General features: G+C 63.7%; 19 protein-coding genes and 1 pseudogene. 13 read left to right on the forward strand and 7 right to left on the reverse strand.

The features are described 5' to 3' along the window. Window positions 1–11 precede the first annotated feature (11 nt). On the reverse strand, window positions 12–1,013 hold the full coding sequence (gene thiS / locus Q0D44_RS09890; RefSeq protein WP_294136007.1) for a sulfur carrier protein ThiS: 1,002 nt from the start codon (window positions 1,011–1,013) through the stop codon (window positions 12–14). A gap of 123 nt (window positions 1,014–1,136) precedes the next feature. On the opposite strand from thiS, the gene aroQ reads away from it, so the two are divergent. The 7 genes from aroQ (at window position 1,137) to Q0D44_RS09925 (ending at window position 5,205) form a co-directional block, all read left to right on the forward strand. After that, window positions 1,137–1,577 carry a type II 3-dehydroquinate dehydratase gene (gene aroQ / locus Q0D44_RS09895; RefSeq protein WP_294136010.1) on the forward strand — a complete coding sequence of 147 codons (441 nt, stop codon included), beginning with the start codon at window positions 1,137–1,139 and terminating at the stop codon, window positions 1,575–1,577. 107 nt (window positions 1,578–1,684) lie between these two features. Beyond that, entirely contained in the window at window positions 1,685–2,161 is a 477-nt protein-coding gene (gene accB, locus Q0D44_RS09900) for an acetyl-CoA carboxylase biotin carboxyl carrier protein (protein ID WP_294136012.1), read from the forward strand. A gap of 13 nt (window positions 2,162–2,174) precedes the next feature. Continuing rightward, window positions 2,175–3,524 carry an acetyl-CoA carboxylase biotin carboxylase subunit gene (gene accC / locus Q0D44_RS09905; RefSeq protein ID WP_294136015.1) on the forward strand — a complete coding sequence of 450 codons (1,350 nt, stop codon included), beginning with the start codon at window positions 2,175–2,177 and terminating at the stop codon, window positions 3,522–3,524. 42 nt (window positions 3,525–3,566) lie between these two features. Next, entirely contained in the window at window positions 3,567–3,839 is a 273-nt protein-coding gene (locus Q0D44_RS09910; RefSeq protein ID WP_294136017.1) for a BrnT family toxin, read from the forward strand. Further along, window positions 3,820–4,044 (forward strand): hypothetical protein, encoded by a 225-nt coding sequence (locus Q0D44_RS09915; protein WP_294136019.1) that lies wholly within the window; start codon window positions 3,820–3,822, stop codon window positions 4,042–4,044. Before Q0D44_RS09910 ends, Q0D44_RS09915 begins: the two co-directional genes overlap by 20 nt. Continuing rightward, complete coding sequence (gene arsC / locus Q0D44_RS09920) at window positions 4,041–4,385, forward strand: arsenate reductase (glutaredoxin) (protein ID WP_294136021.1); 345 nt, start codon at window positions 4,041–4,043, stop codon at window positions 4,383–4,385. Before Q0D44_RS09915 ends, arsC begins: the two co-directional genes overlap by 4 nt. 70 nt (window positions 4,386–4,455) lie before the next feature. Next, on the forward strand, window positions 4,456–5,205 hold the full coding sequence (locus Q0D44_RS09925; RefSeq protein WP_294136023.1) for a ParA family protein: 750 nt from the start codon (window positions 4,456–4,458) through the stop codon (window positions 5,203–5,205). Here the strand turns inward: Q0D44_RS09925 and Q0D44_RS09930 are convergent. Together Q0D44_RS09930 and Q0D44_RS09935 are read right to left on the reverse strand one after the other, a co-directional pair. Then, window positions 5,202–7,499, reverse strand: a complete 2,298-nt coding sequence (locus tag Q0D44_RS09930; protein ID WP_294136195.1) for an EAL domain-containing protein — start codon at window positions 7,497–7,499, stop codon at window positions 5,202–5,204. The two genes, Q0D44_RS09925 and Q0D44_RS09930, sit on opposite strands and share 4 nt — an antisense overlap. A gap of 128 nt (window positions 7,500–7,627) precedes the next feature. Further along, entirely contained in the window at window positions 7,628–9,388 is a 1,761-nt protein-coding gene (locus tag Q0D44_RS09935; RefSeq protein WP_294136026.1) for a fatty acyl-AMP ligase, read from the reverse strand. 149 nt (window positions 9,389–9,537) lie between these two features. Here Q0D44_RS09935 and Q0D44_RS09940 point away from each other — a divergent pair, with 149 nt between their 5' ends. The 4 genes and pseudogenes from Q0D44_RS09940 to Q0D44_RS17485 all read left to right on the forward strand — a co-directional run. Continuing rightward, the gene (locus tag Q0D44_RS09940; RefSeq protein ID WP_294136029.1) at window positions 9,538–10,062 is read left to right on the forward strand and encodes a regulatory protein RecX; all 525 of its coding nucleotides are present in this window, start codon (window positions 9,538–9,540) and stop codon (window positions 10,060–10,062) included. Window positions 10,063–10,109: 47 nt separating this feature from the next. Continuing rightward, window positions 10,110–10,646: a DUF192 domain-containing protein gene (locus Q0D44_RS09945; protein ID WP_294136032.1), complete on the forward strand. Its 537-nt coding sequence runs from the start codon at window positions 10,110–10,112 to the stop codon at window positions 10,644–10,646. Window positions 10,647–10,868: 222 nt separating this feature from the next. Then, window positions 10,869–11,267: an NADH:ubiquinone oxidoreductase subunit NDUFA12 gene (locus tag Q0D44_RS09950; protein WP_294136035.1), complete on the forward strand. Its 399-nt coding sequence runs from the start codon at window positions 10,869–10,871 to the stop codon at window positions 11,265–11,267. 233 nt (window positions 11,268–11,500) lie between these two features. Beyond that, window positions 11,501–11,671: pseudogene (locus Q0D44_RS17485) on the forward strand (DUF2155 domain-containing protein); the annotation flags it as partial. Window positions 11,672–11,706: 35 nt separating this feature from the next. Here the strand turns inward: Q0D44_RS17485 and aat are convergent. Then, on the reverse strand, window positions 11,707–12,456 hold the full coding sequence (gene aat, locus Q0D44_RS09960; protein WP_366009341.1) for a leucyl/phenylalanyl-tRNA--protein transferase: 750 nt from the start codon (window positions 12,454–12,456) through the stop codon (window positions 11,707–11,709). Window positions 12,457–12,559: 103 nt separating this feature from the next. Between aat and Q0D44_RS09965 the strand changes: the two genes are divergently transcribed. After that, window positions 12,560–13,657 carry a potassium channel family protein gene (locus Q0D44_RS09965; protein ID WP_294136041.1) on the forward strand — a complete coding sequence of 366 codons (1,098 nt, stop codon included), beginning with the start codon at window positions 12,560–12,562 and terminating at the stop codon, window positions 13,655–13,657. A 46-nt stretch (window positions 13,658–13,703) separates the two neighbouring features. Next, window positions 13,704–14,933: a dipeptidase gene (locus Q0D44_RS09970; protein ID WP_294136044.1), complete on the forward strand. Its 1,230-nt coding sequence runs from the start codon at window positions 13,704–13,706 to the stop codon at window positions 14,931–14,933. Window positions 14,934–15,108: 175 nt separating this feature from the next. On the opposite strand, the gene Q0D44_RS09975 is transcribed toward Q0D44_RS09970, so the two are convergent. Genes Q0D44_RS09975 through cysD form a run of 3 tightly spaced genes read right to left on the reverse strand, consistent with a single transcriptional unit; the run spans window position 15,109 to window position 18,697 of the window. Further along, window positions 15,109–15,873 carry a 3'(2'),5'-bisphosphate nucleotidase CysQ gene (locus Q0D44_RS09975; RefSeq protein WP_294136048.1) on the reverse strand — a complete coding sequence of 255 codons (765 nt, stop codon included), beginning with the start codon at window positions 15,871–15,873 and terminating at the stop codon, window positions 15,109–15,111. Further along, window positions 15,870–17,786 (reverse strand): sulfate adenylyltransferase subunit CysN, encoded by a 1,917-nt coding sequence (gene cysN, locus Q0D44_RS09980; RefSeq protein ID WP_294136051.1) that lies wholly within the window; start codon window positions 17,784–17,786, stop codon window positions 15,870–15,872. The genes Q0D44_RS09975 and cysN overlap by 4 nt, the downstream gene beginning before the upstream one ends. Further along, complete coding sequence (gene cysD, locus Q0D44_RS09985; protein WP_294136054.1) at window positions 17,786–18,697, reverse strand: sulfate adenylyltransferase subunit CysD; 912 nt, start codon at window positions 18,695–18,697, stop codon at window positions 17,786–17,788. Before cysD ends, cysN begins: the two co-directional genes overlap by 1 nt. Between the last annotated feature and the right edge of the window lie 34 nt (window positions 18,698–18,731).

The raw sequence follows: 18,731 nt of genomic DNA on the forward strand, positions 1-18,731 counted from the left end.
CGAAAAGCGCGTCAGATCAGCCCTGCCAAGGGGCTGGACGGATCGGCATACATGCGCTTGCCCATGCGACCGGCGCGATAGGCCATGCGGCCCGCTTCCACGCCCGCCTTCATCGCGGCTGCCATCAGCACCGGGTCTTTCGCTTCGGCGATCGCGGTGTTCAACAGCACGCCGGTACAGCCGAGTTCCATCGCCTGCGCCGCTTCGGACGCAGTGCCGACCCCCGCATCGACCAGCACCGGCAGCTTGGTGCCTTCCACGATCAGGCGGATGGTGACCCGGTTCTGGATGCCCAGCCCCGACCCGATCGGCGCGCCCAGCGGCATGATCGCCACCGCGCCGACATCCTCCAGCCGCTTGGCCGCGATCGGATCATCGACGCAATAAACCATCGGCTTGAAGCCTTCCTTGGCCAATATCTCGGTCGCGCGCAGCGTTTCGACCATATCGGGGTAGAGGGTGCGCGCCTCCCCCAGCACTTCCAGCTTCACCAATTCCCAGCCGCCAGCCTCGCGCGCCAGCCGCAGGGTGCGGATCGCATCCTCGCCGGTGAAGCAGCCCGCCGTATTGGGCAGATAGGTGATGACCTTGGGGTCGATATAGTCGGTCAGCATCGGTGCCTTGGGGTCCGACACATTGACGCGGCGCACCGCGACGGTGACGATCTCCGCCCCCGATGCCGCGACCGCCGCGGCATTCTGCTCGAAACTCTTATATTTGCCGGTGCCCACGATCAGGCGCGAACGAAAGGTCTGACCCGCAACGGACCAGCTGTCGTCGGCAACCGAGGCAACATCGCCACCACCGACAAAATGCACGATTTCCAGCTCGTCGCCATCCTCGACCATGACCTGCGCCAGTGTCGATCGCGGCACGACCTCGAGATTGCGCTCCACCGCCACCTTTTCCGGCACGAAGCCCAGTTCACTGGCCAGCCCGGCCAGCGTCAGCCCTTCGCGCACGCGGCGATGTTCGCCATTGATGTGGATGGATATGGTGCCGTCGACGCTCACGATATGCGGTCCCGTTCATGCAAGATGGAAACGTGTCTCGACTTGGCGCGACACGAAAGGCTAAAGATCGTCGCCGCATATAGGGGCGCTTGTCCCCTGCTCGCAACAACCAAGGGGAACGCCGTGGCGGATACGCGCAAAATCTATGTGCTGAACGGTCCCAACCTCAACATGCTGGGAACGCGCGAGCCGGAAATATACGGCTATGACACGCTGGACGACATTGCCGAGCGGATGGAGGATGCGGCGACGCGCGCCCATGTGGCGATCGATTTTCGCCAGTCCAACCATGAAGGCTATCTGATCGACTGGTTGCAGGAGGCCAATCAGGAGGCGGCCCATGCCGTCATCCTGAACCCCGGCGGCCTGACCCACACATCGATCGCGCTGCACGACGCGATCAAGGGCGTTAGCGTGCCGGTGATAGAGGTCCACCTGTCCAACCCCCACAAACGCGAGCCATTCCGCCACAAAAGCTATGTCGGCATGGCCGCCAAGGGGACTATCGCGGGCTTTGGGCCGATGTCCTATATGCTGGCGCTGGAAGCCGCGCTCGAACTCTAGCGGCCATTGCCCTGCTTCGGGCGAACGCTACAAAGTTGCGCTTTGGCGCAAATCGGCATAGGCGCTGGCCGCAATTATCACGTCTAGATGCGAAACAAGGGTCAACCATGAACGACAAGCAGGAAAAGGGCGCAATGCAGGTGGATGTCGCGCTGGTGCGCGAACTGGCCGCACTGCTCGACGATACCCACCTGACCGAGATCGAGGTCGAGGATGGCGATCGCAAGATCCGCGTCGCCCGCAAGGCTGGCGGCGGCGCGCCCATCTATGCGCCCTCCTACGCCCCTGCCCCCGCCGCTCCGGCTGCGGCCCCGCTGGCCGCGGCAGCCGCCGAACCGGCAACGCCTTCGGGCACGATGGTCCGTTCACCAATCGTCGGCACCGCCTATCTGTCGGCCGAGCCGGGCGCAGCTCCCTTCGCCCGCATCGGCGCGCAGGTCGCCGCTGGCGAGACGGTCCTGATCATCGAAGCGATGAAGGTCATGAACGCGATTGCCGCGCCAACGTCCGGCACGGTCAAGGCAGTACTGGTCGACAATGGCCAGCCGGTCGAGTTCGACCAGCCCCTGATCGTCATTGAATAAGGCCGCGACACCCATGGCCATTGAAAAGCTGCTGATCGCCAACCGCGGCGAAATCGCGCTGCGCATCCATCGCGCCTGCCATGAAATGGGCATCAGGACGGTCGCGGTCCATTCCACCGCCGACGCTGACGCCATGCATGTGCGGCTGGCAGACGAGGCAATCTGCATCGGGCCGCCTGCCGCCAAGGACAGCTATCTGAACGTCGCGGCAATCATCTCTGCCGCCGAAATCAGCGGCGCGGACGCGATCCATCCGGGCTATGGTTTCCTCAGCGAAAACGCCAAATTCGCTGAGATCGTCGAAGCCCATGGCATCGCCTTCGTCGGCCCCAAGCCCGAACATATCCGCACCATGGGCGACAAGATCGAGGCGAAGCGGACCGCTGGCGCGCTCGGCCTGCCGCTCGTCCCCGGTTCCGACGGCGCGATCAGCGATCTGGAAGAGGCCAAGGCGATAGCGGAAAAGGCCGGCTATCCGGTCATCATCAAGGCCGCGTCCGGCGGCGGTGGTCGCGGCATGAAGGTCTGCACCTCGCCCGATGATCTGGAAACGCTGATGCAGCAGGCCGGGTCGGAAGCAAAGGCCGCGTTCGGCGATGCGACCGTCTATCTCGAAAAATATCTGGGCAATCCGCGCCATATCGAAATTCAGGTGTTCGGCGATGGCAATGGCAATGCCATCCATCTGGGTGAGCGCGACTGTTCGCTCCAGCGCCGCCACCAGAAAGTGCTGGAAGAAGCCCCCTCCCCGATCCTGAGCCAGGCCGACCGTGACCGGATCGGCGGTATCTGCGCCAAAGCCATGGCCGACATGGGCTATCGCGGCGCAGGCACGATCGAGTTCCTCTGGGAAGATGGCGAATTCTACTTCATCGAGATGAATACCCGGCTTCAGGTCGAACATCCGGTGACCGAAATGATCACCGGGGTCGATCTGGTCCGCGAACAGATCCGCATCGCCGAGGGGAAGCCGCTGTCAGTGGCGCAGGAGGATCTGCGCTTTACCGGTCACGCCATCGAATGCCGCATCAATGCCGAAGATCCCCGGACCTTCGCACCATCGCCCGGCACCGTCACCCGCTATCATGTCCCCGGCGGGATGCATGTCCGCGTCGATAGCGGCCTGTATCAGGGCTATAAGGTGCCGCCTTATTATGACAGCATGATCGGCAAGCTGATCGTCTATGGCCGCACCCGCGAAGGCTGCATCATGCGCCTGAAACGCGCCCTGCAGGAATATGTGATCGAGGGGATGAAAACCACGATTCCGCTGCATCAGGCGCTGCTGGAGGACCCGGAGTTCCTGAACGGCGACTATAGCATCAAATGGCTGGAAGAGTGGCTGGCGCGGGACGGAAACTGACGAGCGACGGTTGCAAAATTATACCATTTTGGTAATATGCTGATGTTCGAATTTGATCCCGCCAAGAGCCAATCCAATCGGGAGAAGCACGGGATCGATTTCGTCGCGGCGCAAAATCTGTGGCCCGACGAACGACTGCTGTTCGTTCCGGCGCGGGATGGTGAACCACCCGAACGGCGCTGGCTAGCGATCGGACAGATCGACGGACACCACTGGTCGGCGATCTTCGCCGAACGGGATGACCGCATCCGCATCATATCAGTGCGGCGCGCAAGGCGGGAGGAGGTGAACGTCTATGACCGGGAAGAGCCTTGAGGATCGTTTTGATGATGGCGAGTCCGTCTTGCAGGATTTTGACCTGTCCGCCGCGACCCGTCCCAATCTGACGCTGCGCCGGGTCAATGTGGATTTCCCCAGTTGGATGATCACCCGGCTGGATCAGGAAGCGCGCCGACGCGGGGTTTCGCGGCAGGCGCTGATCAAGACATGGCTTTCGGATAAATTGGATAGCGCTGCATGAACGCCACCATCTGGCATAATCCCCGCTGTTCCAAGTCGCGCGCGGCGCTGGCGATCTTGGAGGAGACGCCGGGCGTTGACGTGAGCGTGGTGGAATATCTCAAGACGCCGCCAAGCCGCGCCGAGATTGCCGCCGTGCTGGAGAAGGCGGGGGTGACACCTCGCGACGCGCTGCGCAAAAGCGAGAACGTGGTCAAGGACATCGCCCTCGACACCAGCGACGACACCGCGATTCTAGACGCCATGGCCGCGCATCCTATCCTGATCGAGCGGGCCATCGTGATGACAGACAAGGGCGCGGTCATCGCCCGGCCGCCGGAAAAGGCGCGTGACGTCCTGTAACGTCACCACAGCGTAACATTGCCATGATTGAGGACTTGCTTTGGCGGGAGGAAGCCGTAGCCTTCACCCCATGGCAAAGGAACCGGCATTGGCGACCATCGCCGTTTACAGCCTCAAGGGCGGGGTTGGTAAAACCACCTTCGCGATCAATCTCGCCTGGGCGTCGGCAAGCATATCGAAACGGCGAACCTTGTTGTGGGATTTGGACCCGCAGGCGGCATCAAGCTGGCTGATTTCCACCGACAGCAAAAGCCGCGACGCCGCGCAAGCGATCTTCAGCAAGGATGTCGAGGTCCGCAAGCTGATCCAGCCGTCGACCGTACCGGGGCTGGACCTGATCGCCGCAGACACATCGCTGCGCAGCCTGGACCATCTGTTCCGCGAGATGGACAAGAAGAAGCGGCTGTCCAAGCTGATCGAGAGTCTGGGCAAGGATTATGACCGCATCATCCTCGATTGCCCGCCGGGCCTCACCGAAACCAGCGAGCAGGTGCTGCGCGCCGCCGACCTGATTGTCATTCCGGTCATTCCGTCGCCCCTGTCGCAGCGAGCAATGGGCGAAGTCGCACGCTATCTGGTGCAGCGCGGCGGCAGCCATGCCCCGATCCTGCCGGTCTATTCCATGGTCGATCGCCGCCGGACCTTGCATCGCAAGGCGCTGGACGAACAGCCCGGCTGGCCTGCCATCCCGATGGCCAGCACGATCGAGCAGATGACGGTGCGTCGCAAACCGCTGGGCGCCTTTGCCCCTGCGTCACCGCCAGCCAAGGATTTTGCCGCGCTGTGGACCATGGTCGAGCGACAATTGCAGAGTAGTTAGGCCCGCGCTCTTTCCTGCTGCGACGGGAACAGGCCAATCGCGTCCTGCGCGGTCATGGGGCGGCCGAAATAATAGCCCTGCACCTTCTTGCAGCCCAGCCGCCGCACCATCTCCAGTTCCACCTCGGTCTCCACGCCTTCGGCCGTGGTCGCCATGCCCAGACTGTCGGCCAGCGTCACGACCGCGCGGATGATCGCTAGGCTTTCGGGCGTGTTTTTCGACGCGCCGACCACGAAGCTGCGGTCGATCTTGATCGTGTTGAAACGGGTGCGGCTGAGATAGCCGAGCGAGGAATAGCCGGTGCCGAAATCATCGAGCGAAAGCTGGATGCCAAGGCCAAGCAACTGGTCGAGCACCCGCAGCGCGCCCGCATCCTCGTTCATGAACACGCTTTCAGTGACTTCCAGCTCCAGCCGCCGCGCCTCCAGTCCGCTTTGCGCCAGCGCCGATATGACCGCCGACACGAAGCTCGGATGGGTCAATTGTTCGGCCGACACGTTGACGGCAATCCGCACATCATCGGGCCAGCGCATCGCTTCCATACAGGCGGTGCGCAGCACCCATTCGCCGATCGGTGCGATCAGGCGCGCCTCTTCGGCGACCGGCACGAATTTGACTGGCGAAATCGGCCCCATTTCCGGGTGAGTCCAGCGCACCAGCGCCTCAAAACCCAGCACCGCGCCGCTGATCGCATCGACCACCGGCTGGTAGAGGACATGAAGCTGATCCTTGGCCAGCGCCTCGCGCAGCGCCAGTTCCAGCAATCGCCTTTCTTCCGCCTTGGCATGGAGTTGCGGTTCATAGGCGCAATGCAGCCCACCGCCCTCTCCCTTGGCACGATAGAGCGCCAGGTCCGCACTGCGGATCAGGGATTCCGATTCGCGCCCGTCCATGGGCGAGATCGCCGAGCCGACCGATGCGCCGACATAGAGCATATGCTGATCGAACTGATAGGGGGCGGACAGCGCGCCGATGATGGCAGAGGAGAGCTGTTCGATCCGATGGCTGTCAGCGACGGTGGGAATGACGACGCCAAATTCGTCGCCGCCGATGCGCCCGCAAAATTCCGGGCCTGAACAAATTTGTCGCAGACGGCGCGCGACCTGGCTGAGCAGCTTGTCGCCGGTCTGATGCCCCAGCGTGTCGTTGATCGCCTTGAACCGATCAAGGTCGATCATCAGGAAGCCGCAGCCGGACGTTCGCCCCTGCGTCGCGGCCATCGCCTGATCCAGCACTTCACGCAAATGGCTGCGGTTGGGCAGGCCGGTCAGCGGATCGAAGCGCGCCAGCATGGCGATCTTGTCCGCCGATTCGCGCTGCGTCGTGACGTCAGACGCAACGCCGCGGAAGCCCAGAAATATGCCGTTTTCATCATGGCGGGGCGAGGCGGACAATTCCCACCAGCGGGTCTGGCCCTGCACTTCGACCGGAAGGACCAGATTGCTGAAACTTTCGCGCCGCTTGAGATGGTCGGCCAGACTGTGCAGCCCGGCAGCGAAACGGCCGCTTTCCCAGCCGCTGCCAGCCAATATCTGGACCAGCGGCTCCCCTTCCAACTGGGCAGGCTCCAACCCCATGGTTTCGGCAAAGCGCGCCGAAACGCTGCTGATCCGGCGCAGCGGATCGGTCTGCCACAACCAGTCGGCCCCGCCGCCCTCATATTCGCGCAGCAGCAGGCTGACGACTTCGCTCTTTTCCTCCAGTTGCACCGTGGTGCTGTGCTGACGCGCGAAGGTACGGGCATAGATGACGCAGCCGACCAGTAGCGAGAGCGCATAGCTGGTCGCCAGCGCGCGCAACGGTAACTGGCCACCGTCATGGAACATGGCGAACAGCCCCGCGATGCAGGGCAAGAGGAAGGCGGTAGCGGACAGCGGCGTCGCGGCATAGCTGATGGCGCCGCACACCATGATGCAGCTGATCACCGTCCAGAGCGCAACCAGCTCCTCCGTTTCACCCGATCGCGAAACAAGGACCATGCAGGCCGCCCATACGATGCCTTGCAACAGCGCGCCAAAGCCGTGCCGGCGCAGATCGCGGGCCGTGAGGCCGATATTATTGGCTTTACGGCGGTCACGGTCGATCACGACACCGACCAGGGTGCAGCCGATCAACGCGACGCTCCACAGCCCCAGCATGACCGGCGAACAGCAATGGACAAAAACCTGCCAGATGAACAGCAGGGCGCACAGGTTCATGACCTGCCGCAGCAGGGCCACGCTGTCCGCGGTGCGCAGCTGCGATTCCAGCACCCGCGTTCCGGCGTCGCCACTTACACAGCAAAGGCCCATCATCGCGCGCAACGATGCACGCGCCTGACGGTCCGGTTCGGCGATATGATCCTGCTTGCTACCCACGGTCCCGCGATAGCAGCCATGGGTTATGATTTGGTAAGCCCGACGACCGCGAAGCGATCAGCCTGTTACGCTGCTATGTCGTAGGGTCTGATTTCCCCGGTCAGATAGAGGTTGCGCGCCTTGGACCGGCTCAATTTGCCGGAGCTGGTGCGTGGCAGGGTGCGCGGCGGCACCAGTTCGACGACGCAATTCATGCCGGTGATCGCACGCACCCGCTCGCGAATCTGGTCGCGCAGGCGGGAGCGTTCGTCATTGTCGGACGTGCGGCAATGGACCAGCACGGCGGGCGCTTCTTCCCCGCCCGGCGTGGTGATGGCGAAGGCGGCAATGTCGCCCTGCTTGAAGCCGGGCAGTTGCTCCACCGCCCATTCAATATCCTGCGGCCAGTGATTCTTGCCGTTGATGATGATCATGTCCTTGGCGCGGCCGACGATGTAGAGATAGCCGTCGCTCAGATACCCCATATCGCCGGTGTCGAGCCAACCGTCCGCCATGCAGGCGTCGGTCGCGGCCTGGTCCCGGAAATAACCGACCATCAACGATGGCCCGGTGGTCCAGACCTTGCCGATCTGGCGCTCGTTCAGCGGGCCGCCATCCTCGTCACGGATTTCCACGGTCATGCCGCGCGCGGGCTTGCCGCAATTGACGATGGAGCGGAAGCGCTGCGGGCGGCCTTCGGTCGCGTCGCCGCCCGACAGGTCGGTTTCCTCGACCAGTTCAACGATGATCCCCTCGCCCGGCGGCATGATGGTGACGGCCAAAGTGGCTTCGGCCAGGCCATAGCTCGGCAGGAAGGCGTTGGGTGAGAAACCGGCGTCGGCAAAGGCGTCGACGAAGCTTTGCATTACGTCGGGGCGAATCATGTCCGCGCCATTGCCGGCCAGCCGCCAGCGGGACAGGTCGAACCGGTCCTGCGCCTTGGTCTGGCTGGACATGCGACGGGCGCAAATGTCGTAGCCGAAGGTCGGCGAGTAGCTGATCGAGGTGCCTTCGTTCCGGCTGATCAGGTCCAGCCAGGCCAGCGGACGGCGGGCGAAATCCTCGGTCTTCATATAATCGGTCGACACCTGATTAGCGACGACCGACAGGAAGCAGCCGACCAGCCCCATGTCATGATACCAGGGCAGCCAGCTGATGCAGCGGTCGCTGTCCTGCACTTCCATGCCATGGCTGTGCGCCGCCAGATTGCTGAGCAGCGCATGATGCGTCACGGCGACGCCATGGGGGAAGCGGGTCGATCCGCTGCTATATTGCAGATAGGCGATGTCCTGCGTCTGCGCCTGCGGCAGATCGGCGGGGATCACGTCGCGGGCGATGAAATCCTCGAACGCGATGCTTTCGACATTCTTCTGGCGACCGGATTCACCAGCCATTTCAGCCAATTCCCTAGGGAAGAGAAACAGCATCGGGTCGCAGCTGGAAAGCTGGACGTTGAGCTGGTCGATATAGCTTTCCTTGCCGCCAAAGCTGGTCGGCAACGGCAGCGGCACCGGCCAGGCGCCCGCATAGATGATGCCGAAAAACAGTTGGGCGAAATCGACACCGGTTTCAGCGACCAGGGCGACGCGGTCCTGCGGCTTGACCCCATGGTCGATCAGGCGATAGGCGCAGCGAAGAGCGTCGGCGCGCAACTCGCTGAACGGATAGGGCCGCGCCAGATTGCCACGGGCATCGTGGAAATTGAGGCCGCGAACGCCCTGCGCCGCATAGTCGAGCGCCTCGCCCAGCGTCTCGAAGTCCGAGAAGCGGCGCGGCAGAACATCAGTGGTCGGCGTCGGTGCCATCATCTCTTGCGAACCCGTCATATTGGTTTCACCCAATGTCATAAATTATGTGATCGGCGCGGCCGCTATCATCTTTGACCGCGACATGCACCGGATATTCCATTCCAGTCCGCCCTTGTAGCGCATAAGGCACGGTGAAATTCCGGCCCGACTGTGGCATAAACATGGCGGCTGGCGCATGATGGTCCAACATGACCAGCAAACGCCCCCGCCCACCGCTTGACGAGGACAGCCTGCGCGAAGCCGCGCTGCGTTATGTCAGCCGGTTCGCGACCAGCCGGGGCAAGTTGCTCGCCTATCTGCAACGCAAGGTCAAGGAACGCGGCTGGGGCGGGGAACAGCCCGCAGACTTGCCCGCCTTGGTCGAACGGCTGGCGGCGCTCGGCTATGTCGATGACAGCCAATATGCAGTGATGAAGAGCGCGGCGCTGGGCCGCCGGGGCTATGGCGCACGCCGGATCAACGAAAGCCTGCGCGCGGCGGGCATTGCCCCGGCCGACCGGACGGATGCGGACGCGCAGGTGGACGCAGAAACCTGGATCGCGGCGGAACGCTATGCCCGGCGCAAACGGGTCGGTCCCTATGCCAGCACGATGCCCGACCCAAAGCAGCGGGAAAAAGCGATCGCCGCCTTCCTGCGCGCCGGCCATAGCTTTGCGATCGCGCGGCGCTGGGTCGATGCCGCGCCGGGCGAAGTGCCGGAGGCAGAGGAATGAGGGTTAATCCCCTCCCCATGAGCCACGAATCGCATTAGACAGGCGGGATGACGCGCGTTCCTGCCCTGATCGCCCTCGCCCTTCTGGTCGCCTGTTCCACCCAGCCCCAGCCGGTCGAAAACAATACTGCCAGCGCAGCGGTCCCCACTGCGCTGCTGCCTTTGGTGATCCAGACCGAAAAGGGCGCGCAGCGCTTCACGGTGGAGGTTGCCGCGACCCCGCAGCAGCAGGAAGCGGGCCTCATGTTCCGCAAGTCACTGGCGGACAATGGCGGGATGCTCTTCCCCATGGACCCGCCGCGCACCGCCAGTTTCTGGATGAAGAATACGCTGATCCCGCTCGACATGCTGTTCATCCGCACTGACGGGACGATCGCCTTTATCGGTGCCAACACCGTCCCTTATTCGCGCGAACCGGTGTCGGCGGGTGTCCCTGTAGCCGCCGTGCTGGAACTGCGCGGCGGGCGCGCGGTGGAACTGGGGATCAAGGAAGGCGACGTCGTGCAGTGGGGACCATGCTCGCTGGCCACACCACGCAAGCAGGGCACGGTGGGCGGCTTAAATTTCTGCCCGCCAGCCTTTTAGAAGAAAGCTATTTTCGCGTGCAATGTCGAGCCTTTAATTGGACCCGTTCGGGCTGAGCCTGTCGAAGCCTCGTCCTTCTTCTCAAGAAGTGCGGCCCTTCGACAGGCTCAGGGCGAACGGATATGTGGTAGATTGGTCCGGTTCGTTGCATCCCGATCCGACTTGCGATTCTCGCATATCCACCTTGCCAATCCCCCGCTCCAGCGGCTAAGCGCGTGGGCCATGGGAATTCTCGGCAAGATCTTCACCTGGTGGGATGGCGCGACCATCGGCACCTCGCTGTTCACCGCTCGCAAGGGCCAGAAGATCGGCGAGGATATCCAGGGCAATGTCTATTATGAAGGCGGCAGCGACGTCCATGGCGTGCCGCGCCGCTGGGTAATCTATAATGGCGCGAACGACGCCAGCCGGGTGCCGGCCGAATGGCATGGCTGGCTGCATCACTCGATCGAAGGGACGCCCGAAAGCTTCCTGCCGCCGCCGCGCATCTGGGAACGGGAATTCACCCCCAACGCCACCGGCACCGCGCTAGCCTATCGCCCGTCCGGCGCAATGGAAAAGGGCGGCCTGCGCCAGATGGCGACCGGCGATTATGAGGCATGGAGCCCCGACGCATCATGATCCGCCGTCCGGCGGGGGCTTGCCTGTCGATCCTGCTTGGCGCGCCGCTGCTGGCGCTGACCGCCTGTGGCGACAATGACGTGCCTGCCGCCAACCAGACCGGCCCGGTCCGGGTGCAGGGGACGCCGATCCGGTCGGGCAATGCCGCCACCCTGCCCGGCACGCCGATGGCGGAGCGCACCGCCGTGATCGGCCTGCTCAACAAGCGCAACGGCCTGACCCGCGACCTGACGATGAAGCCGGGCGAAGCGATGCGCGTGGGCGACGCGATCGTGCGCTTACAAGCCTGCGAAACCAGCGCGCCATGGGAAAATGTGCAGGAAACCGGCGCCTTCGTGCAACTGGACGTGCGCAGCAGCGCCGACGGCAAATGGCGGCGCAATTTTTCCGGCTGGCTGTTCCGCGAACGGCCCGACCGCAATGTCGTGCAGCACCCGGTCTATGACGTGTGGGTCAGAAGCTGCGCGATGGCATGGCCCGAAAGCGGCCCCGATTCGGTGAAGATCGGCGGCAAGGGCGAACCGGTCACCGCCTCCCCTGCCAGTGGCGCGAACGCCAGTTCCGCGGCGACGCCAGCGCCTGCCGACAGCACGCCCGCCCCTGCCCCCAGCGACACACCCTCGACCGCTGCGCCCAGCAACTGAAGATAGTCGCGCTGGGCGATCTCCACCGCACCGAGCGAGTGGAGATGGTCGGTCATGAACTGACAGTCGAGCAGGGTGAAGCCGCCAAAACGCAGCCGCGCCACCAGCCAGGCCAGCGCAACCTTCGACGCATCGGTGCGGCGCGACACCATGGATTCGCCAAAGAAGGCGCGGCCCAGCGACACGCCATAGAGGCCGCCGACCAGTTCCTCCCCTTCCCACACCTCTATCGAATGGGCAAAGCCATGGGCGTGGAGCTGGCGGTAGGATTGTTCGATCGGGCCGTTGATCCAGGTTGATGGCCGATCCGGCGCGGCCTGCGCACAGAGCGCCACGATCCCGGCGAAATCGCGATTGGCGGTGACGCGAAAACGGTCGCGCCGCAGCGTTCTCGACAGTGAGTGCGACATATGAAAGCCGTTGAGCGGCAGGATCGCCCGGCGCTTGGGTTCGACCCAATAGACCTCCTCCGCCTCCCGATCGTCGGACATGGGGAACACGCCGATGGCATAGGCTTGCAGCAGGAGCAGCGGGTCGATCGTCATCACGCTACGCTCTAGCGTGAAGCATCCCGCCGGTCATCAGCGGACTCGACAGCGACGCGCAAAAGCGCCACCACTATGCAGGCTTCGGGGGGAAGCAGGGACCATGGCACAGGACCGGACGGGCAGCGACGCCGCCAGCCTCTTTGCCTCGCCAGCACGGCTGCTGGTGGGGACGCTGATCTTTGTCGGCATCGTCTTTGTAGGGGCGGTATCGGCCTATGTCGCGGCGGGATGGCCGATCGCGGACGCCGCCTATATGGTAACTTTAACCATATTTTCAGTGGGTTATGGCGAAGTCCGGCCGATCGCCACGCCCTATTTGCGCGCCGTCACGATCGCCACGATGGTGCTGGGCTGCACCGGGATGATCGTACTGACCGGCGCGCTGGTGCAGATGTTCGCGGCCATTCAATTGCGCCGATTGCTGGGACTGGATCGTATGCAGACTTTGATCGAACGGCTGAGCGGCCATGTGGTGATTTGCGGCTTTGGCCGGATCGGCGTGCAACTGGCCAAGGAGTTGCACGCGGCGGGCACGCCCTTTGTCATATTGGAGCGCGACGGCGGCAAGATCGCCGAGGCGCAGGCGCTGGGCTATCTGTGCCATCGCGGCGAGGCGACCGAGGAAAGCGCGCTGCGCACCGTCCGCATCGACCGGGCGAAAATATTGGCGACGGTCCTGCCCGATGATGCCGCCAATGTGTTCATCACCCTGTCTGCCCGCAACATGAATCCGGGCCTGGAGATCATCGCGCGCGGCGAGGCACCGACCACCGAAAGCAAGCTGCTGCACGCGGGCGCGGACAAGGTGGTGCTGCCCACTCATATCGGCGCGGAGCGGATTGCCGAGATGATCCTCTATCCCTCGACCGCCGGGTTCGTCGCCAATTCCGCCGAGATGGGCCAGATGAAGCGCGGCCTGCACGAATTCGGGCTGGAACTGGAGATGGTGGTCGTACCGGACAAGGGCGCGATGACCGGGGTGACCGTTGGGGAGGCCGAGCGGCGCGGCCGGGGCGCTTTCTTCGTCGTCCAGATCGACCATGCCAATGGCAAGAGCATCCAGCATCCCGGCGAGGAAGTGCGGCTGGAGGCGCAGGATCAGGTGCTGCTGGTGGTGCGCGGCAGCCGCGTGTCGGCGGGCGCGATCTTCACCGCCCCGGCGCAGCGCCAGCGCACCGGGCGCACCTTCTTCGGCTGACGCGCGGGCGATTGACTTGGGGGCGGGCGCGCCTACCCTCCCCCTCATGAAAAGCCTTTGTCTCGCGGCGCTGCCGCTGCTGCTCGCCGCCCTGCCCGTTCAGGCCGCGCCCGATCCCTATGCTGCGCGGATCGCCAAGGTGCTGAAAGCCACGCCGCTGATCGACGGCCATAATGACTGGCCCGAAGCGCTGGCGGAGAAGGCGAAGGACGCGCGCTGGACGATGGACCTGACCCAACTGGACCCCAATCACTATCATACCGATATCAAGCGGTTGAAGGCGGGTGGCGTCGGCGGGCAATTCTGGTCGGTCTGGGTGTCGGCGGACCTGCCGCAGGTGCAGCAGGTCAAGGACACGCTGGACCAAATGGGCATGGTCCATGCGCTGGCTGAGCGCTATCCGCGCGACTTCGCGATGATCACGACGGCAGCGCAGCTGCGCGCCGCGCACAAGGCGGGGCGGATCGGGTCACTGATCGGGGTAGAGGGTGGCGGGCAGATCGACGGCAGCCTCGCCGTCCTGCGCGCCTACCGGCAACTGGGCGCGGCCTATCTGACGCTGACCCACAGCCGCACGATCGACTGGGCCGACAGCGCGACCGACAACCCGAAGCATGACGGGCTGACCCCCTTTGGCGAGGATGTGGTGCGCGAACTCAATCGCCTGGGAATGCTGGTGGATCTGAGCCATGTCAGCGAAGCGACGATGCTGGACGCGCTGCGGGTGACGAAGGCGCCGGTGATCTTCTCCCACTCCAACGCCCGTGCGCTGTGCGACACGCCGCGCAATGTGTCGGACGCGGTGCTGAAACAGGTGGCGGCCAATGGCGGCATGGTGATGGTCAATTTCGCCGCCCAATATGTGTCCGAAGCCCGCCGCATCTGGGGCGCGGACCGCAGCGCCGAGATCGCCCGCTATAATGCGCCGCCCTTTGGCGGGCTGTATATCGGCAACCCGGACGGTGCGGCAAAGGCGCTGGTAGCGTGGGAGGCAGCGCACCCGGAGCCAGTGGCGACGATCGGACAGGTGGCCGACCATATCGAGCATATCGTCAAGCTGGCGGGCCATGACCATGTCGGCATCGGCAGCGATTTCGACGGGGTTGGCGATCTGCCGGAGGGATTGAGCGGGGTGGAAACCTACCCGGCACTGCTGGCGGAACTGATGCGGCGCGGCTGGAGCGACGCGGATGTCGCCAAGCTGGTCGGCGGCAATGTGCTGCGGGTGATGGAGGCGGCGGAAAAGGTGAGTAGCTCCCTTACCCCTCTCCCTTGAAGGAGAGGGCTGCGGAGACTTGGCTGCTTGCAGCCTTAGTCGCAGCTGGGTGAGGGTGAACAACCTCACGACAGCGCGCCACATCCGCGTCCATCCCCCTCATCCAACTTCGCCTAGGCGGCAGGCCGCCAAGGCTTCGTATCCTTCTCCCCGCCGGGGAGAAGGCTCATGCTAATCAATCTTTCCGCGCCCCCTGCACCTCCGCCACCAGAGCCAAAACCTGTTCCGCGTGCTCCTTCCGGCAGGTCAGCAGGTCGGGCATATAGACGTCGCGCTGGTTATAGATCAGCGGGCTGCCATCGATGCGGGAGCAGTGCAGGCCGTGAGCTTGCGCAACCGCGACGGGGGCCATGCTGTCCCATTCATATTGACCGCCCGAATGGAGGTAGATGTCCGCCTGCCCCAGGATGATCGCCATGGCCTTCGCCCCGGCGCTGCCCATCGGCACCAGTTCCGCGCCCAGTTTTTCCGCCACTGCGACCGCTTCGGCGGCGGGGCGGGTGCGGCTGACGACCATGCGCAGTTTATCGGGCGCGGGCGGGAGGACGCGCGGCTGGTCGGTGCGGATGACGACGCCGCCATCCAAGCCAGGCAGCGCCACCGCGCCGATTGCCGCCTGCCCGTCGATCGCCAGGCCGACATGCACCGCCCAGTCGGCGCGGGCCTCGCCATATTCGCGGGTGCCGTCGACCGGATCGACGATCCAGACCCGCGACTGGCTGAGCCGGTCCTCATTGTCCTTTTCCTCTTCGGACAGGAGGCCGTCCTCCGGCCGCACCTCCCGCAGGGCATGGCACAGGAACTGGTTGGCGGTCTGGTCGCCCGCCTTGCCCAGCGCCTTGGGACTGAACAGCCCCGATTCCCGCACGTCGAGCAGGATTTTTCCAGCAACCTCTGCCAGATGGGCCGCCAGCGCGGCGTCGGTCATGCCGCCGCTCATGGGATCAGCCTCGCGACGATGGCGTCGGCGGCTTCCTCGGCGCTCATCGCCACGGTATCCACGCGGATTTCCGGGTCGAGCGGGGCTTCATAGGGGCTGTCGATGCCGGTGAAGTTTTTGAGCTGCCCCGACCGTGCCTTCTTGTAGAGACCCTTGACGTCGCGCGCTTCGGCATCGGCCAGCGGCGTGTCGATATGCACCTCGATAAACTCGCCCGGCTGCATCATCTGCCGCACCATGTCGCGTTCCGAACGGAAGGGCGAGATGAAGGCGGTGATGACGATCAGCCCCGCATCGGTCATCAGCTTGGCGACTTCGCCCACCCGGCGGATATTTTCCACCCGGTCGGCATCGGTGAAGCCCAGATCCTTGTTCAGGCCATGGCGGACATTGTCGCCGTCGAGCAGGAAGGTGTGACGGTTCATCCGCGCCAGCTTCTTTTCGACCAGGTTGGCGATGGTCGATTTGCCTGCGCCCGACAGCCCGGTGAACCACAGCACGGCTGGCTTCTGGTTCTTAAGACCCGCATGGAAATCGCGGCTGACGTCGGTGGCCTGCCAATGGACATTCTGCGCCCGGCGGAGCGAGAAGTGCAGCATACCCGCCGCGACCGTGGCGTTGCTGATCTTGTCGATCAGGATGAAGCCGCCCAGCGTCCGGTTCTGCGCATAGGCCTCGAACACGATCTGCTTGTCGGTGGACAGGTTGGCGACGCCGATGGCGTTCAGATCCAGCGTCTTGGCCGCCAGATGCTCCATCGTGTTGACGTTGACCTGATATTTGGGCTGCTGGATGGTCGCGGTGACCATCTGCGTGCCGATCTTGAGCCAGTAGGAGCGGCTCGGCAGCATCTCCTCATCCGCCATCCACACGATGGTCGCTTCGAACTGGTCGGCGGCCTGGGGCGGATTGTCGGCGAGCGCGATGACATCGCCGCGCGAACAGTCGATTTCATCCTCAAAACAAAGCGTGACCGACTGGCCAGCGACCGCCTGATCCAGATCGCCATCCATCGTGACGATGCGGCTGATGGTGGAGGTCTTGCCCGATGGCAGGACGCGGATGGCGTCGCCGGGCTTGACCGTGCCGGTCGCGATCAGGCCCGAAAAGCCGCGGAAGTCCAGATTCGGGCGGTTGACCCACTGCACCGGCATACGGAAGGGCTTGTCAGCATCGACCGCGCTGTTGACCTCAACCGTTTCGAGATGCTCGATCAGCGCCGGACCGGTGTACCAGGGCGTGTTTTCCGACGGGCCGGTGATATTGTCGCCCTTGAACCCGGAAATCGGCATCGGCGTGAAGGCGGCGATGCCGATGCTGGCGGCGAACTCGGTATAATCCGCGACGATCTTGTCGAAGATCGCCTGATCATAGCCGACCAGATCCATCTTGTTGACGGCCAGCACGATGTTGCGGATGCCGATCAGGTGGGCGAGATAGGAGTGACGACGGGTTTGCGTCAGGATGCCCTTGCGCGCGTCGATCAGGATGACGGCCAGGTCCGCGGTCGATGCGCCGGTCACCATGTTGCGGGTATATTGTTCGTGGCCGGGCGTATCGGCGACGATGAACTTGCGCTTTTCGGTGGCGAAGAAGCGATAGGCGACGTCGATCGTGATGCCCTGTTCGCGTTCGGCGGCAAGGCCGTCGACGAGGAGCGCGAAGTCAATCTCCTGCCCCTGCGTGCCGACGCGCTTGGAGTCCGCCTCCAGCGCGGCAAGCTGATCCTCGAAGATCATCTTGCTGTCATAGAGCAGGCGGCCGATCAGCGTCGATTTGCCGTCATCCACCGACCCGCAGGTGATGAAGCGCAACATCGTCTTGTGCTGATGCACGTCCAGATAGGCGTCGATATCCTCGGCAATGAGGGAATCGGTCTGATAGACTGAATCGTTGGTGATGATGTCCGACATCAGAAATACCCCTCCTGCTTCTTCTTCTCCATGCCCGCGCCGCCGGCATCCTTGTCGATCGCGCGGCCCTGCCGTTCCGACGTGGTGGTCAGCAGCATTTCCTGGATCACTTCAGGCAGGGTGGCAGCCTCGCTCTCCACCGCGCCGGTGAGCGGATAGCAGCCCAAAGTCCGGAAGCGGATCGAGCGTTCGACCGGCACTTCGCCCGGTTCGAGCGGGAAGCGGTCGTCATCGACCATCAGCAACATGCCGTCACGCTCCACCGTCGGGCGCTTGGCCGAGAAATAGAGCGGGACGATAGGAATGTCGTTCAGATGGATATATTGCCAGATGTCCAGCTCGGTCCAATTGGAGATGGGGAAGATGCGGATGCTCTCGCCCTTGGCTTTGCGGGCATTGTAGAGGTTCCACAGTTCCGGGCGCTGGTTCTTGGGGTCCCAGCCGTGAGAGGCGGTGCGGAAAGAGAAGATGCGCTCCTTGGCGCGGCTTTTTTCCTCGTCGCGCCGCGCGCCGCCAAAGGCTGCGTCGAAGCCGTAGAGATTCAGCGCCTGCTTCAGCCCTTCGGTTTTCCACATGTCGGTGTGCAGTGCGCCATGGTCGAACGGGTTGATGCCCCGGTCCTTGGCTTCCTGATTCTGATAGACCAGCAATTCCATGCCGCTTTCCTGCGCCATCCGGTCACGCAGCTTGTACATTTCTTGGAATTTCCAGGTCGTGTCGACATGCAGCAGCGGGAAGGGCGGCGGCGAAGGATAGAAGGCCTTGCGCGCCAGATGCAGCATCACGGCTGAATCCTTGCCGACGGAATAGAGCATCACCGGCTTTTCTGCCTCCGACACCACTTCCCGCAGGATGTGGATGCTCTCGGCTTCGAGTCGCTCCAGATGGGTCAGGGTTTTTGCGTCTACCATGCGGTCCTCAGCTTGTTTGTGCGCCTCTTATGGC

The organism is Sphingobium sp. (assembly GCA_023266575.1).
Classification (GTDB): domain Bacteria; phylum Pseudomonadota; class Alphaproteobacteria; order Sphingomonadales; family Sphingomonadaceae; genus Sphingobium.